The 13,841-nt window shown below is 62.9% G+C and carries 15 protein-coding genes and 1 riboswitch; of the genes, 1 reads left to right on the top strand and 14 read right to left on the bottom strand.

Going from position 1 to position 13,841, the window contains the following annotated elements:
• Nucleotides 1-4 precede the first annotated feature (4 nt).
• From iolG to AC0J5K_RS18230, 6 genes are all read right to left on the bottom strand, one after another.
• Nucleotides 5-1,015 (bottom strand): inositol 2-dehydrogenase, encoded by a 1,011-nt coding sequence (gene iolG / locus AC0J5K_RS18255; RefSeq protein WP_274565503.1) that lies wholly within the window; start codon nt 1,013-1,015, stop codon nt 5-7.
• Nucleotides 1,016-1,151: 136 nt separating this feature from the next.
• Entirely contained in the window at nt 1,152-1,925 is a 774-nt protein-coding gene (locus tag AC0J5K_RS18250; protein ID WP_074838237.1) for an ATP-binding cassette domain-containing protein, read from the bottom strand.
• 11 nt (nt 1,926-1,936) lie between these two features.
• Nucleotides 1,937-3,025 carry an ABC transporter permease gene (locus AC0J5K_RS18245; RefSeq protein ID WP_074838234.1) on the bottom strand — a complete coding sequence of 363 codons (1,089 nt, stop codon included), beginning with the start codon at nt 3,023-3,025 and terminating at the stop codon, nt 1,937-1,939.
• 85 nt (nt 3,026-3,110) lie between these two features.
• Nucleotides 3,111-4,055 carry a sugar ABC transporter substrate-binding protein gene (locus tag AC0J5K_RS18240; RefSeq protein WP_274565504.1) on the bottom strand — a complete coding sequence of 315 codons (945 nt, stop codon included), beginning with the start codon at nt 4,053-4,055 and terminating at the stop codon, nt 3,111-3,113.
• Nucleotides 4,056-4,133: 78 nt separating this feature from the next.
• Nucleotides 4,134-4,949, bottom strand: a complete 816-nt coding sequence (locus AC0J5K_RS18235; protein WP_274565505.1) for a TIM barrel protein — start codon at nt 4,947-4,949, stop codon at nt 4,134-4,136.
• 142 nt (nt 4,950-5,091) lie between these two features.
• A complete protein-coding gene (locus AC0J5K_RS18230; RefSeq protein WP_074838225.1) occupies nt 5,092-6,156 on the bottom strand; it encodes a LacI family DNA-binding transcriptional regulator in 1,065 nt (354 codons plus the stop codon).
• A 394-nt stretch (nt 6,157-6,550) separates the two neighbouring features.
• Here AC0J5K_RS18230 and AC0J5K_RS18225 point away from each other — a divergent pair, with 394 nt between their 5' ends.
• Complete coding sequence (locus tag AC0J5K_RS18225) at nt 6,551-6,769, top strand: DUF1127 domain-containing protein (protein WP_274565506.1); 219 nt, start codon at nt 6,551-6,553, stop codon at nt 6,767-6,769.
• Between the two features lie 81 nt (nt 6,770-6,850).
• Here the strand turns inward: AC0J5K_RS18225 and AC0J5K_RS18220 are convergent, their stop codons facing one another.
• The 8 genes from AC0J5K_RS18220 to queC form a co-directional block, all read right to left on the bottom strand.
• A complete protein-coding gene (locus AC0J5K_RS18220) occupies nt 6,851-7,168 on the bottom strand; it encodes a hypothetical protein (protein WP_274565507.1) in 318 nt (105 codons plus the stop codon).
• Between the two features lie 510 nt (nt 7,169-7,678).
• Nucleotides 7,679-8,431, bottom strand: coding sequence for an ABC transporter ATP-binding protein (locus AC0J5K_RS18215; protein ID WP_274565508.1), 753 nt, complete (start codon nt 8,429-8,431; stop codon nt 7,679-7,681).
• Nucleotides 8,428-9,435, bottom strand: a complete 1,008-nt coding sequence (locus tag AC0J5K_RS18210) for a FecCD family ABC transporter permease (RefSeq protein WP_274565509.1) — start codon at nt 9,433-9,435, stop codon at nt 8,428-8,430. Before AC0J5K_RS18210 ends, AC0J5K_RS18215 begins: the two co-directional genes overlap by 4 nt.
• Before the next feature lie 35 nt (nt 9,436-9,470).
• Complete coding sequence (locus tag AC0J5K_RS18205) at nt 9,471-10,514, bottom strand: ABC transporter substrate-binding protein (protein ID WP_274565510.1); 1,044 nt, start codon at nt 10,512-10,514, stop codon at nt 9,471-9,473.
• A 55-nt stretch (nt 10,515-10,569) separates the two neighbouring features.
• A riboswitch (cobalamin riboswitch) is annotated at nt 10,570-10,784 on the bottom strand.
• A 182-nt stretch (nt 10,785-10,966) separates the two neighbouring features.
• Nucleotides 10,967-11,431, bottom strand: coding sequence for a preQ(1) synthase (queF, locus tag AC0J5K_RS18200; protein WP_274565511.1), 465 nt, complete (start codon nt 11,429-11,431; stop codon nt 10,967-10,969).
• Nucleotides 11,432-11,446: 15 nt separating this feature from the next.
• A complete protein-coding gene (gene queE, locus AC0J5K_RS18195; RefSeq protein WP_274565512.1) occupies nt 11,447-12,154 on the bottom strand; it encodes a 7-carboxy-7-deazaguanine synthase QueE in 708 nt (235 codons plus the stop codon).
• On the bottom strand, nt 12,151-12,504 hold the full coding sequence (queD, locus tag AC0J5K_RS18190) for a 6-carboxytetrahydropterin synthase QueD (protein ID WP_048534664.1): 354 nt from the start codon (nt 12,502-12,504) through the stop codon (nt 12,151-12,153). The genes queE and queD overlap by 4 nt, the downstream gene beginning before the upstream one ends.
• Nucleotides 12,504-13,205 (bottom strand): 7-cyano-7-deazaguanine synthase QueC, encoded by a 702-nt coding sequence (gene queC, locus AC0J5K_RS18185; protein ID WP_274565513.1) that lies wholly within the window; start codon nt 13,203-13,205, stop codon nt 12,504-12,506. Before queC ends, queD begins: the two co-directional genes overlap by 1 nt.
• Nucleotides 13,206-13,841 lie beyond the last annotated feature (636 nt).

Raw genomic sequence — 13,841 nt, 5'->3', positions numbered from 1 at the left:
TGGCTCACGCGCCGTCGAGCACCTCGGCGAGTTTCACCGCACGGCCCTCGGCCACCGATTTCAGCGCCGCCTCCGCCAGCGCCAGCGCCATCAGCCCGTCCTGCCCGGTGGTGGGCGTCGCGGCACCCTGGGCCACCGCGGCGACGAAAGCCGCGATCTCGTTGGCATAGGCCTGGGTGTAACGCGACATGAAGAAGTTGAGCAGCGGCGGGCGGTGGAAGCCCTCGGCATCGGCGATCTCGATATTGGCCTCGCGGTGGTTCTCGGCCGAGACCGCACCCTTGGAGCCCAGAACCTCGATCCGCTGGTCATAGCCATAGGTGGCGCGGCGCGAATTGGTGATGGTGCAGTGCTTGCCGCTGGCGGTGGTCAGGATGACGTTGACGCTGTCGTAATCGCCGAGCGTGCCGATTTCGGGATCGGTCAGGACCGAGGCGGCGGCCTGCACGGTCTCGATCTCTTCGCCGAGCAGCCAGCGCGCCACGTCGAAGTCGTGGATCGTCATGTCGCGGAAGATGCCGCCGGAGACCTTGATGTAATCGGCCGGCGGCGCGCCGGGGTCGCGGCTGCTGACGGTGACCATCTCGACCGCGCCGATACGGCCCTGGTCGATCGCGGCTTTCAGCGCCATGAAGTCGGGATCGAAGCGGCGATTGAAGCCCACCATCAGCGTTGCCTGTTCCGCCGCCACGGTGTCGAGGCAGGACTTCACCCGGTTCAGGCTCAGGTCGATGGGTTTCTCGCAGAACACTGCTTTGCCGGCGCGGGCGAACTGCTCGATCAGGTCGGCATGGGTGTTGGTGGGGGTGCAGATCGCCACTGCCTGTACGTCGTCGCTGGCGGCAATCTCGTCGATGCTGCGGATATCGCAGCCATAGGCCTCGGCGACTTTTCCGGCGGCTTCGGCTATCGGGTCGGAGATGGCGACAAGGCGGGCGCCGGGGGTGGCGGTGACGGCGCGGGCATGGACCTGTCCGATGCGGCCGGCGCCGAGAATGGCGAAGTTGATTGTCATGTTGTCCTCGTAGGGCGAAATTGCGGGCGGACCGCATCTGTTATGCGCGACCGGCGGAAGAGGGTCCGCCGGCCGCGTCGGGAAGAGGGCGGATGCCGGGGGCCCATGCAGGGAGCATTGACCGGCCCCGGAAGCGTCAGGCGGCCTCCTCGTATTCGGGCTGGGTCTTGGCGCCTGTGATATAGGCCACGACATCTTCGCCGTTGGTCTCTTCCTTGCGGAGGTTGGCGCAGATCCTTCCGCGGCGGAACACCACGATCCGGTCCACCAGATCCATCACCTGCCGCATGTTGTGGCTGATCAGGATCAGCGGCTCGCCGGCTTCCTTGAGCGTGCGGACGATGTTTTCCACCTGCGCGGTCTCCTGCACGCCGAGCGCCGCTGTGGGCTCGTCCATGATGGTCAGCTTGGAGTGGAAGGTGGCGGTGCGGGCAATTGCCACGCATTGCCGCTGGCCGCCCGACATCCTCTCGATCGAGCCGCGGATGTTGGGGATCTTGACGCCGGTCTTGACCAGCGCATCCATGGTGCGCTGGCGCATCGCCTTGTAATCCAGCATCCGGAAGGGGCCCAGCCAGTTGTACTTGGTGATCTCGCGCCCGAGAAACAGGTTGTCGGGCACATCGAGCTGATCGGCTAGCGCCAGGGTCTGGAACACCGTCTCGATGCCGGCATTGCGCGCCTCGAGCGGGCCGGCAAAATGCACCGGCTTGCCGTCGAAGATGATCTCGCCCCGGGTGCGCTGTTCGACGCCGGTGATTTGGCGCACGAAGGTCGATTTTCCGGCACCGTTGTCGCCCATAATGGCCACGTGTTCGCCACGGCGCAGGGTGAAGTTGGCACCTTCGAGCGCATGCACGCCGCCGTAGTGCTTGGTCAGATCGCGGGTCTCGAGGATGATATCGCTCATGTCGGGTCTCCCTATGCTCTGGCCGCGGCGCGTTGCTGCCGCCATTGGTCGAGGACCACGGCCCCGATGATGATCGCCCCCATCGCCATCAGCTGATAGAAGGCGTCGAGCTTGATGAAGGTGAAGCCGGACTGGATCACGCCGAAGACCATGGCGCCAAGCACCGTGCCGATGATCGAGCCGCGCCCGCCGGTCAGGCTGACCCCGCCGATGACGGCCATGGCGATGCCATAGAGCTCGTAGAACTGGCCCATGCCGGCCTGCGCGGTGAGGTTCTTGGAGCTCAGCACGATAGCGGCAAAGGCGGCGAGGATCGAGGCAATCATGTAGACCATGACCTTGTGCCGGCGGATGTTGATGCCCGACATCCGCGCCGCATCCTCGTTCGAGCCGATGGCGTAGGTGTGTTTGCCGTAGACGGTGTAGCGCATGATCAGTTGCAGCACGACCGCAAGGCCGATGAACCAGACCACGGGCATCATGCCGCTACCGATCCAGGCATAGCTATCGGTCGGGAAGGACACCGGCTGGCCCTTGGTCCACCATTGCGAGATGCCGCGGCAGACGAGGAACATGCCCAGCGTGGCGATGAAGGGGGGAATGCGGGCGAAGGCCACGAAGAACCCGTTGATCGATCCGATCAGCGCGCCGAAAGCAAGCCCGACGATCACCGGCACGATCACCGGCAGATCCATCGCCCAGAGACCGAAGACCGCCTTGGGGTTGGGGTTGCCATTGACCAGCTCGGTCTGGGCGAACGACATGGCGATCATCGCCGTCGCGCCCACCAGCGGCCCCGAGGACAGGTCGATCCCGCCCGAGATGATCACCTGGGTCACGCCCAGCGAGATGATGCCGATGATCGCCACCTGAAGGATAATGATCTTGATCCGCGCCATGTTCAGGATGGTACCGTCGCGGGCCTCGTTGAAATCGAACAGCATGCTCTGGCCGTTCATGTAAGGCAGCACCTGGCCCAGCACCTCGAACAACAGGGTGATCAGGATCAGCGCCAGAAAGACGTTGAATTCATTGGGCCAGGCGCGCTTCTTGTGGTCGAAGGTCAACCCGCCTACGCCTTGCGATGTCTGGTCGGACATGTCCCGTCTCCTCCCGTGGAAAGGGCGCTTTCACAGTCGGGAACGGCGCGTCGCGCGCCGCCCCCGGGGTTTGGTCTTGTCAGGCTCAGTTCTTCGACATGTAGCTTTCCATGTTGTCCGGGGTCACCAGCTCGAAGGGAATGTAGACTTTCTGCTCCACCGCCTCGCCCCGCGCCAGTTGCAGTGCCGCCTGAAGCGCGCCGCCGCCTTGGGCCGCCGCATTCTGGAACACGGTCACGTCCAGCTCGCCCGCCTGCATCGCCGAGAGTGCATCCTGGGTGGCGTCGACGCCGCCGACAACCACGTCCTCCATCGCGATGCCAGAGGCCTTCATCGCCTGGATCGCGCCGATGGCCATTTCGTCGTTGTTGGCGATCACCGCGTCGAAGGGCTCGCCCGAGGACAGCCAGTTGGTCATCAGGCTGGTGGCCTGTTCGCGCGACCAGTTGGCGGTCTGACGGTCGATTTCCTCGATCTGCACGGCGCATTTACCGGCGGCGATCACATCGTCGATGTCCTTGGTCCGCATCACCGCGGCCTGGTTCGACAGCTCGCCCATCAGGATGTAGACCCGCGCCGGATCGCGGCCCATCTTGGCCAGGATGTTGCAGATCTCGATGGTTTCCAAAGTGCCGGATTCCGCCTCGTCAGAGGCCACGAAGGCCTGGCTGTCGGGCAGGGTGTCGACGTTGATCGGCTCGCGGTTGACATAGACCAGCGGCACGCCGGCGGCCTCGGCGGCCTGGGTCATCGCCTGGGTGGCCGAAGTGTCGACCGGGTTGACGATGATCGCGTCCACGCCGGAGGCTACGAAGTTGTTGATCTGGTCGAGCTGGCGCGCCACGTCGTTCTGGGCGTCTTCGATCTGGACGTCGACGCCTTCCATTCCGTCGGCCTGTTCCTGAATGCCGTTGCGCAGCACGGTCAGGAAGTTGTCGTCAAAGAGCGCCATCGACACGCCGATGTTTTCGGCCATCGCGGTGGATGACATGAGCACGGTCAGTGCCGCGGCAGTCAGGGTCTTTTTCATTGGGTTTCCTCCCTAGTGTGGTGTCCGGCGCACCGTTCTCCTGGCCGGAAGCCCCGTTGCGGGGCCCGTCTTGCGCAGTCAGGCGGCGCGCGCCTGAAGTTGCGAGGCGATAAAGTCGAACGAGCGCCGGATCTCGGAATACGGATCCGGCATCGCCTGGGTCTCGGGCGAGAAGCATTCGTAGGAAATCGGTCCGTCATAGCCCGCCGCCAGCAGCGCCGCGATCTGGTCGACATTGCCCAGCCGGTCCTGGCCGTCGACCAGCACGCGGTGTTCATCCTCCATCTCGTGGACCGCCAGCGCCGGGTCGGTCACTGCCGAGATATGCACGATGCCGGTCTGCTCGGGATAGAACGGCCCGCCCTCGGCCAGCGTGTGGTGAAATGTGTCATGCACCAGCTTGAAATGGTCTTCGCCACCGATCGCCGCGATGGTCTCGACCAGCTCGGCCTTGGAGCGCAGCGAAGAGCGCTGAAAACCCAGCGGCTCGACCAGCGCGGTCATCCCGGCGGCCTGAAGCAGCGGCAGCACGCCTTTCAGCGCGATGCGCAGATTGGCCTGGCGTTCGCCGTTGCCAAGCCCCGTGCCGTCGTTGCGCGGGATCAGGCTGATGGTCTCGGCTCCCGCCGCCTTGGCAATGTCGATCAGCGCCTGAACTTGGGCTTCACGCTCGGACGTCCAGTCGTTGAACGGGTAGACCTGGCTCAACCCGACCAGCCGCAACCCCTTGTCGCGGGCGATCTTTCCGGCCTCCTCCGGGGCGATGCCGTCGAACAGCGGGCGGGCGATGTCGTTGCGCACCTCGACGCCGATGCAGCTCAGCCGCGCGGCAAGATCGAGAAACTCGGCATAGCCCAGACCGGGCACCGTCATATGGTTCAAAGTTGTCTTCATGGTGTACCCCCCGCCGCAGGGCTGTCAGCGCCCGTCGGATGCGCTCACTTGCGCAGTTTGGGGAGATTCGGTCAATCTGAGCTGGCAGATATCGCGTCATTCATGACGCATTCATTCGGTACTTGATGACGTATTTATGTCATCACACCATTTCGGGCAAATAGAGCCGTGGTTCGAGGAAATGCTGCCCCGCCACGCCGTCGTCATCGGCGCCCACCGATTTCACCATCATCTCGATCAGGTCCGTACAGAGGTCCGTCAGCGGGGTGGAAATCGCCATGACCGCATAGCCGTCGATCAGCGCCGCGCGGCTGTCCGCCGTCAGCTCGTTGACCGCCAGCGAGATCCGCGGCGCAGGGTGTTTCTCGCGCAGCGCGGCAATTGCGCCCTCCATCCCGCCGCCGGCGACATAGATGCCGCGCAGGTCCGGGTGACGGTCGATCAGGTCAAGCGTCGCCTCGTAGGTCAGCTGCCGGGTCTCCAGGTTGACCAGCGTGTCGAGCACCTCGAACCCGGCACCGGCGCCGCGCACAAAGGACCGGAACCCGACCTCGCGCAGGTCATGGCCGTGCCAGCGGTTGCCGCCAACAAAAATCGCCAGCTTTCCGGGGCTTTTAACTGTCCGCGTGATCAGCCAGGCTGCCAGCCGCCCGACCTTGATGTTGTTGAGCCCGACGTAATTCTTGCGGATGCCCTGGGCGAAATCGTTCAGCAGGGAAAACACCGGGATGCCGTCATCCTTGAGATCCTGCACGATGCGGTCGAGCTTCTGGTCGTTGACCGCAGTGGCGGCGATCACGTCGCAGCTTTTGCCCAGATCGGTCAGCAGCGCGGCAAATTCCGCCGGCGATTGCGAGGTCGAATAGCGGATCACCGCGCGGCCGCGAATGTCGGTCCTGGCGGCAACCGCGCGTTCGATCTCGGTGGCGAAGTTGCGATAGAACTCCTGCGCCTGCTTCAACAGCACAAAGCCCAGCGTCACCTCGGGTAGATGCGCGGTCAACCGGCCCTCGAACAGCCCCTTGCCGTGATAGCCGATCCGATGCGCCGCATCGGCGATCTTTCTCAGGGTCTCGGCGCGCACCTGGGCGCGTCCATTGATCGCGCGATCGACGGTCGTGACACTAACGCCAGCCGCCTTTGCGACATCTTTGATGGTCGGTCGGTGCGCCAAGGTGACCCCATTATGGCGGTTTTTCGTCAGCATAGGCACTCGCGTCTGCGGGTGCAATTGTCTTATGTTGTCAAAGTGAGCCGGGACGCCATCGCTGACGGTCTTCGCATAATCCGCCGGCGCGTCCTGAACCTTGGTCACGCGGCGTAGCTGCGCCAGGGTCGCTGTCTGTGTCTCTGGCCGCATCGACCGTCACAGCCCAGGAACCCGGGAAAAATCTGACGTCGCGATCTGACGCTGCGGGTGTTGACCGCACGGTCCGGGCGCCAGGATCGGACCCGCCCCACCCATGCCGCATTGCAGTACATGCATGGCGGCATGGCGGAAACTGCGCGTTGTTAGCGCAATCATTCGCCATTATCTGAGTGTCACTGAGGAAACAAAACCTCACCGGGGAATACGCCCGACACATCAAAGGACGCTGAACATGGCATACGCACTGTCCAATACCCACGCCCGATCCAACCTGTCGGCCACGCTGCACTGCGCGGCCGAGACCTGGAAAACCGCCCGCGCCAAGCGCGCAATTTTCGACCGGACCTACAACGAGCTGAACGCGCTCGACGACCGCGACCTGACCGATATCGGAATCGCGCGCCGCGACATCCGCGCCTTGGCGCAGGACGTCGCCAACAAGGCGGTCTGATCCCGGAGATTTCACGAGGGTGCCCAAAGGTGCACCCCGAAAACGCGGGCCGTCCCACCGGCCCTATATCACCCCCAAGCCTTATCCAGGCCGATACTGGCTTTCCACGCCAAGCGGCTTGGACGTCGCGTCGCTCCAGGCCACACCGCTCGCCACAATGCAGGTCAGCCCTTCGGGGGTCACGACGAGAATTGTCCAATTGCCTTGCTCGCTGGCGCGCCAGACTTCGACCATACGCGTGGAGGACTGAAGGCCGCGGCCAACCAAGCTTTCTTGGTAGACAGTTTCCAGCGTGCCCCGGATGGTCTCGCGAGACCCGCAGGTCATCTGAGCGGAGGCGGGGGGGCCAAGAGCTGCCAGTCCAAAGGTCAGGCTCAGGCTGATCAAACGCTTCCACATGGTATTTCTCCTTCCCCTTGCTGGGGCGAAGAACATGAAGGCTACGACCCCAGCTCCAAGTTGCTTTGTAAATATGGTATCTCAAACCTGCTCGTGCACTATTCGTTACCGAGGAATTGAACACCTTTGGGACTGTGCTCGGGCGAAACTCCAATAGCCTCTTACGGGGGTGGCACCAGTTACAACCGAAACTGATCAGCTATCTATGCACACCTGCACGAATGCAACGCCAGAGCCGGCGCTCATGTGCGGAATAGCTCAACATCAAGGACGCGTTGATCGAGGCTGACATTCCTGATGTGCCGCATCGCAGTCCGAAGCCTCTGCGTCATGGCTTCGGAATCAATGCCACGGTGAACGGCGTTCCGTAGCACATCGTGCAGAAATGGATGGGCCACGCGCAGCTTACCACAACGGCGATTTATATTGGTTCCGTGGGAAAAGAAGAGCAGGGTATCGCCACACGGATGTGTGGGGGTAGGCTGCGGCGAACTTCACCTTTGCGTAAGATCAAAAGAATGCGACCCGCAGTCCACACCCCGCATGGTTTATTGTTGCCTCCACCGCGAAAACTTTGCGGATCAGCTCTTCATCCAGCACGTCCTCTGGCGCGCCTTGCGTGACAAGCTGACCGTGATGCATGACAGCGATTTCGTCGCAAAAGGCGGCCGCCTGATTGAGGTCATGCAGGGCAACGACGATGCGGGTGCCTAAGTTGCCAAGGAGGCGCATGAGGTCCAGCTGATGGCGGATATCCAGATGGTTTGTCGGTTCGTCGAGCAGAAGTTCCTGCGGCTCTTGTGCCAAGGCCCGCGCAATCAGGATTCGCTGTCGCTCGCCGCCGGACAGCGTGGACCATGGCTGGGCGGCACGGTCGATCATGTCCGTGCGCTGCAACGCCGAGGCCACGGCATCTTCGTCACGAGTTGACCAGCCATTCCAGGCGCCTCGCAAGGGAAGGCGCCCGAGCGCGACCACCTCGCGCGCAGTCAAGGAGATGTCAATGTCCGCCTGCTGCTCGACATGGGCAAGGCGGCGGGCAATCTCTTTGCGGCGGAGGCTCTCGATGGGGCGATCCTCCAAATAGATCGCGCCTCCCGTCCCTCGACGCAATCCTGCGAGTAGCCGCAGAAGACTGGATTTACCCGATCCGTTCGGCCCGACAAGTCCGAGAACACCTTGTTCGGGCAGTCGCAATGTAACCCCACGCACAATCGGGGCGCCTCCGGCCGCCCAAGACACATCTTCCGCCCTGAGCGTCATCTCCCCCTCCGAGACTGCCAAAGGATAGCAGCAAAGGCCGGAGCACCGAACAGCGCAGTGATGACACCAATGGGCAGCACCTGTCCCGGCAAAACGATGCGAGACAACACGTCCGCTGCAACCATGAAGACTCCTCCAGCCAAGGCTGAAGCCAGTATCAGGCGGCCATGTGCAGGGCCGACCAGAAAACGAGTCGCATGGGGAATGACCAGCCCGACGAAGCCGACAGCACCCACCATGCTGACCACCGTCGCGGTCAGAAATGCGGTGACCGCAAAGAGTTCAAGGCGAACGCGCGCGACGTCCACGCCCAGCGAAGCAGCGGCGTCCTCGCCGAAGGCGAAGGCATCAAGCGCCCTGGCACGGTAGAGACAGATGGCCAAGCCAATGACCATGATCGGGAAGGAAAGCCAGGCATCCGGCCAACGGATGCTGCCAAGGCTTCCCAAAAGCCAGAACAGGATCCCTTGCGTCTGTTCGGCATTGGCCGAAGACGTGACGATGAAGGAAGTTACCGCATTGAAGAGCTGCGAGCCTGCAATACCCGCAAGTATAATGCGCTCGGTCCCGCCGCCGGTTTCACGCACCAGGATTGCGACGAAGAGAATGGCCACCGTCGCGCCCACAAAGGCACCTGCGGAGACGGACAGCGCCCCCGCGCCGAGCGCCAGAACAATTACCGTGACCGCGCCGGTCGATGCCCCTGCCGAAATACCAAGCAAATATGGTTCGGCCAGCGGATTGCGCAATAGAGCCTGAAGAACGGTGCCACAGACCGCCAGAGCCGCGCCGACACAGATCGCAACGGCGGCACGGCTGAGACGATAGTGCCAGATGATGCCTTCCCGGATCGGATCGACTTCCAGATCCAAGCCCAGAATACGGTTGGCCAGTGTCCGGGTCACGTCTCGGGGCGTTACCGCAATCTCGCCCAGCAAAATGGCCCCCGCCGTAGCAAGGACCAGAGCCACGGCCGAGACCAGCAGAAACGGCCCAAGGGCCATCCTGCGCGACCTGGGCGCGGGGCGCGCCTCGGCGATCACCGTGCTTGGCCGAAGGCTCGTAGGCCGGCGGCAAGCGTTTCGACCCCGTCTACCGCGCGCAGAGTCGGGTTCATCGACTGAGCGTCCATTTCAATCAACCAGCCATTGCGCACTGCGCTCAGCTGACTGGCCACAGGATCGCTTTGCAGGAACGCGCGCTTGGCGGCGACGTCATCGGCCGGCAGACGGCGCCGATCCATCTTTCCCAGCACGATTACATCCGGGTCGAGGCCCGAAATTGTTTCCCATCCCACCAGCGGCCATTCTTCTTCCGAGGTGATGACATTGCGGACCCCGACGATATCCGAGATCCAAGCCGGGGCCCCGTAACGGCCGGCCACATAGGCTTCTCCCTCGGTCTGCGGTGAGGAAAACCAGAAGAGAACCGAAACGTCGCCTGCTCGCAGCCCGCGTACATGTGCCTTTGCGGTTTCGATCCGCGCCGCGTTGCGTTCGATCAGAGCCGCACCGGCGTCCGACACATCGAAAATGCCGGCAAGCTCAGCAATCTCGCGGGATAGTAGGTCCATGGACCAGGCTTGAGACCGGGCTCCGTCACCGCTGCCGGTGCTGAAATCGCTTTTGGCGCATTCGGCCGGCGACACATAGGTGGCAATGCCGAAATCTCCGAACTGGGAAAAGGTGCCGACCCGCGCCTGTTCGGGAGCGATGTCGTTGATCCACTGACTCGCGACGAAATCGGGGCGGGTGTCCAGCACCGCTTCGAAACTGGGCGACTTATCCGCCAGCCGCGGCAAGGCTTGGCCCTGCTCGGCCAATTCCTCTGGCAAAGGCGCCAGCCAGATTGCGCTACCGACGATCTTGTCGGCCAGGCCGAGCGAGAGCAAGATTTCGGTTGTGCCCTGTCCGATCGCCACCACGCGCTCCGGAACTGCATCCAGGATCAAGTCCCTCTGGCAGTTGCGGATTTCAAGAGGATAGGTGGTTGCCTGGGCCTGAACCCGCAAGGCAGTTGATGCGAGAATGGCAGTTGCAAGCACACAGAGGATACGACCGCGGCCGCGAGCTATTTGGATCATTGACGCTCCTTTTCCGGACACCCCGTCCGGTGCGCATTGAAATTTCGGCTCTGCTCCATCGCAGGCCGGAACGGCAGGTCTCCTGACTCGCGGCCATCGTTCCAACCCGCCTTCCCGTGCCTGTTCTGTGACACAGTGGCATCGCCCGACGGGCGCATGGGTCGAAACGGCCGCCTACAGTTGCGGGGGCAGTCCCGGAGTTCAAGCCAGAAGGCTTGGCACCGGGTTCCCTTTTCATCCCGATTGGGAACCGTTCGCGCCGGAAGTTCTTCTTCACAACCTGGTTTGTCAAGCCAGATTCTTCCGGTGGCGAATTCAATCACCTGCCTGCAAAGGCGCGCCATTTTAGATCACTGTTTTTGAATGCCTTTTTGCGTGCTACTCCCCCATTTGACAGTTGTCGGGGAGTAGCGGCTGCTATCCTGGCAGTCCCGAAACGCTTGCTCTGCTTTTCAACCCCGGCCGCGATAGGGCGGCACGCCTTGATCGGGCAGCCAGAGGCCCTCGGGACGCGGGGCGGTCTGCCAGAACACGTCGATCGGAATGCCGCCGCGCGGATACCAGTAGCCGCCGATCCGCAGCCATTGCGGTTCGAGGAAATCGACCAGGCGGCGTGCGATAGAGATCGTGCAATCCTCGTGAAACGCACCATGATTTCGAAAGGAGGTCAGGAACAGTTTCAGCGATTTCGATTCCACCAGCCAGGCGCCGGGTACGTAGTCGATCACCAGGTGGGCAAAATCCGGCTGTCCGGTCATCGGGCAGAGCGAGGTGAATTCCGGCGCTGTGAAGCGCACATTATAGGCCAGGTCGGCCTGTGGGTTGGGCACACGCTCCAGTTCAGCCTCTTCCGGGCTGGCGGGAATGCGGGTTTCGCCGCCAAGCTGCTTGAGATCGCTGTAGATATTTTCGGACATGGGGGCTCCTTAAGGTCAGACGCCGCGCTTGTTGCCCCAGATCAGGACATGAAGCTGCGGCAGGATGCGGGGGGCGAACCAGCCGTCGGCCATCGCGCTGTCGGTCAGCCATTCCAGCCGGGCAGACAGGGCCCGCAGATCGACCGGCGTGTCGGGGTCGACCTCGGCGTTGCCCGGCTGGAGGTAGAGCGGCAGGTCCGGGTGGCGGGCATGGGCGGCTTTGGCCCATTGGTAATCGGTCTCGTCGAAGACGACGATCTTCATCACCGACTGCCGCGCCGGCTTGCCGGCGGAGACACAGCCATCGAAGGCATCCCAGTCCACCGTTTCGCCGCTCGAGGGGGGTTTCGGCGACAAAACCAGCGTGTCGAGCTCCGCAAACCAATCTCTGGCCAAGGAACCTTGTGTCTCGCAGGCGAAGCGATACCCCGCCGCACGTCCCCGCGCGATCACCGGAGCGAAATCCTGGATCGCGGGATTGCCGCCGCTGATCGAGACCGTCAACGGCTGACCGTTCGAAAGACGCAGCACCTCATCCCAGATTTCCACGTCGCTCAACGGCGCCCAAGTATGGCGATACCGGCTTTCAACGGCATGCAGGCTGTCGCACCAGCTGCACCTGTAGTCGCAGCCACCGGCGCGGATAAAAACCGTGGGCTCACCGATCAATGCGCCCTCGCCCTGGATCGTCGGCCCGAATATCTCGGCGATGCGCAGGGTCATGGCCGGTACTCTGCCCAGGTTTTCGGCGTCTCGCTGATCATCACGGCGCTGGTCTCGGGCCAACGCGCGGCACACCAGTCGTAAAAATGGCGGGCCATGTGCTCGGCGGTGGAGGGCACATCGAAAATGTCATTCAGATGGCGATGGTCGAATTGATCGTCGATATAGCTCTTGAGCGGTTTCAGATCGTGGTAGTCGCGCACGAAACCGTCGTCATTCAGCGTTTCGGCGGCCAGTTCCACCACGACGACATAGTTGTGCCCGTGCAGCCGCGCGCATTGGTGGTCGGGCGGCAGATGCGAAAGCTGGTGCGAGGCGGAGAAGTGGAATTCCTTGCGGATGCGGAACATCAGGTGGCCTCCCGCTCGGCAATTGCCGTCGCCCAATACTCGGGATCGGCATAGGCGGTAGGGTCCGGAACACCGGCGATGTGAAACGCCTCGCGGCGCTCGACGCAGGTGCCGCAGCGGCCGCAATGCAGCGCGCCGCCCTTGTAACACGACCAGGTCTCGGCGAAGGGCGTGCCGTGGCGGGCGCCCTCGCGCACGATGTCGGCCTTGCTGCGTTCGACGAAGGGCGTGTGGAGGTGCACCTCGGCATAGCCGTCGAGCGCAGCCTGCTGCATGGCGTCGAAGGCGCGGGCGAAACCAGGGCGGCAATCGGGATATATGAAGTGATCGCCGCCATGCACGGCGGTCGCAACAGCCTCATCGCCGTTGGCGGCGGCAACTCCGAAACCGATCGCCAGCATGATGGCGTTGCGGTTCGGCACGACGGTGATGCGCATCGTGTCCTCGGCGTAATGGCCGTCAGGCACATCGATGTCGTCGGTCAGCGCCGATCCGGAGAGCGCGGCACCGATCCCGCGCATGTCCATCAGGTGATGCGGAACGCCGAGCCGCTGCGCCGCCGCGGCCGCGAAGTCGAGCTCCTTGCGGTGGCGTTGGCCGTAATCGAAGGACACCAGCCGGGTGAGTTGATGCTCATCGGCGGTGATATGAGCGAGCGACACGGAATCGAGTCCGCCCGAGCAGATGACGAGAGTTTTCATGTTGGGCCCTTGTTTTGGTGTCCGGGTAGGCTGCGACCGGAATGGGCACCGTTTAGCCGAACCTCGGGTGGATGGCAATCCGAGGGGCGAGGTGGTCTCCCGGCGCTCTGCTCGACGCGCTGGATGAGACCGATCTATTTCTGACCAACACGGTGCATTCCGATCAAGCCTTCCAGTTCACCAGCCGGGAATGGCAGATGTTGCTTCGCCCGCCCAAGCCGAAACTGACATGACCCAGCCCTCCCACTCCTGAGACGGTTGAGCCAGAAGTTCATAGCATCCGCAACTGTAGTACTAGGCGAAGACCTCGCGCGGAAAACGCAAGCCCTTCTGCCGCGGCCCGGACGCATAATCGGTCATCTCAGAACGCCATCCGATCCAAAGTACCATCATCAACCTGGCAATGTCCCTGACACCGCCCTCCCGCGCGGACATTGTTAGCTGGAAATTCCTGTCCAACCCACGCGGACAGGGCCTACATTCCCGGTCACTGGGACATTTTCTGCACAAGGCGGGTTTGCCGAACTGACGATCGGGATCGATGGGACTTGCGCCGGGCTGCGCCTGGCGTCCTCGACGGCCGTGAAGGAGCGCCGAAAGACGATCTTTGGCTCCTCCCCGGACCGCTCGGAGAGG

The organism is Marinovum sp. E3 (genome assembly GCF_055755275.1).
Note: the sequence above shows the minus strand (reverse complement) of the source record. Positions and strands in the feature narration are given on the sequence as shown.

Bases quoted from the DNA above. Each gene is read 5' to 3' on its own strand.
- queC (WP_274565513.1), bottom strand. From the start codon at position 13,205: ATGAAAACTCTCGTCATCTGCTCGGGCGGACTCGATTCCGTGTCGCTC.
- queF (WP_274565511.1), bottom strand. From the start codon at position 11,431: ATGTCCGAAAATATCTACAGCGATCTCAAGCAGCTTGGCGGCGAAACC.
- AC0J5K_RS18235 (WP_274565505.1), bottom strand. From the start codon at position 4,949: ATGAAGACAACTTTGAACCATATGACGGTGCCCGGTCTGGGCTATGCC.
- AC0J5K_RS18230 (WP_074838225.1), bottom strand. From the start codon at position 6,156: ATGCTGACGAAAAACCGCCATAATGGGGTCACCTTGGCGCACCGACCG.
- AC0J5K_RS18210 (WP_274565509.1), bottom strand. From the start codon at position 9,435: ATGGCCCTTGGGCCGTTTCTGCTGGTCTCGGCCGTGGCTCTGGTCCTT.
- AC0J5K_RS18220 (WP_274565507.1), bottom strand. From the start codon at position 7,168: ATGTGGAAGCGTTTGATCAGCCTGAGCCTGACCTTTGGACTGGCAGCT.
- AC0J5K_RS18245 (WP_074838234.1), bottom strand. From the start codon at position 3,025: ATGTCCGACCAGACATCGCAAGGCGTAGGCGGGTTGACCTTCGACCAC.
- AC0J5K_RS18205 (WP_274565510.1), bottom strand. From the start codon at position 10,514: ATGATCCAAATAGCTCGCGGCCGCGGTCGTATCCTCTGTGTGCTTGCA.
- iolG (WP_274565503.1), bottom strand. From the start codon at position 1,015: ATGACAATCAACTTCGCCATTCTCGGCGCCGGCCGCATCGGACAGGTC.
- queD (WP_048534664.1), bottom strand. From the start codon at position 12,504: ATGTTCCGCATCCGCAAGGAATTCCACTTCTCCGCCTCGCACCAGCTT.
- AC0J5K_RS18225 (WP_274565506.1), top strand. From the start codon at position 6,551: ATGGCATACGCACTGTCCAATACCCACGCCCGATCCAACCTGTCGGCC.
- AC0J5K_RS18215 (WP_274565508.1), bottom strand. From the start codon at position 8,431: ATGACGCTCAGGGCGGAAGATGTGTCTTGGGCGGCCGGAGGCGCCCCG.
- AC0J5K_RS18250 (WP_074838237.1), bottom strand. From the start codon at position 1,925: ATGAGCGATATCATCCTCGAGACCCGCGATCTGACCAAGCACTACGGC.
- queE (WP_274565512.1), bottom strand. From the start codon at position 12,154: ATGACCCTGCGCATCGCCGAGATATTCGGGCCGACGATCCAGGGCGAG.
- AC0J5K_RS18240 (WP_274565504.1), bottom strand. From the start codon at position 4,055: ATGAAAAAGACCCTGACTGCCGCGGCACTGACCGTGCTCATGTCATCC.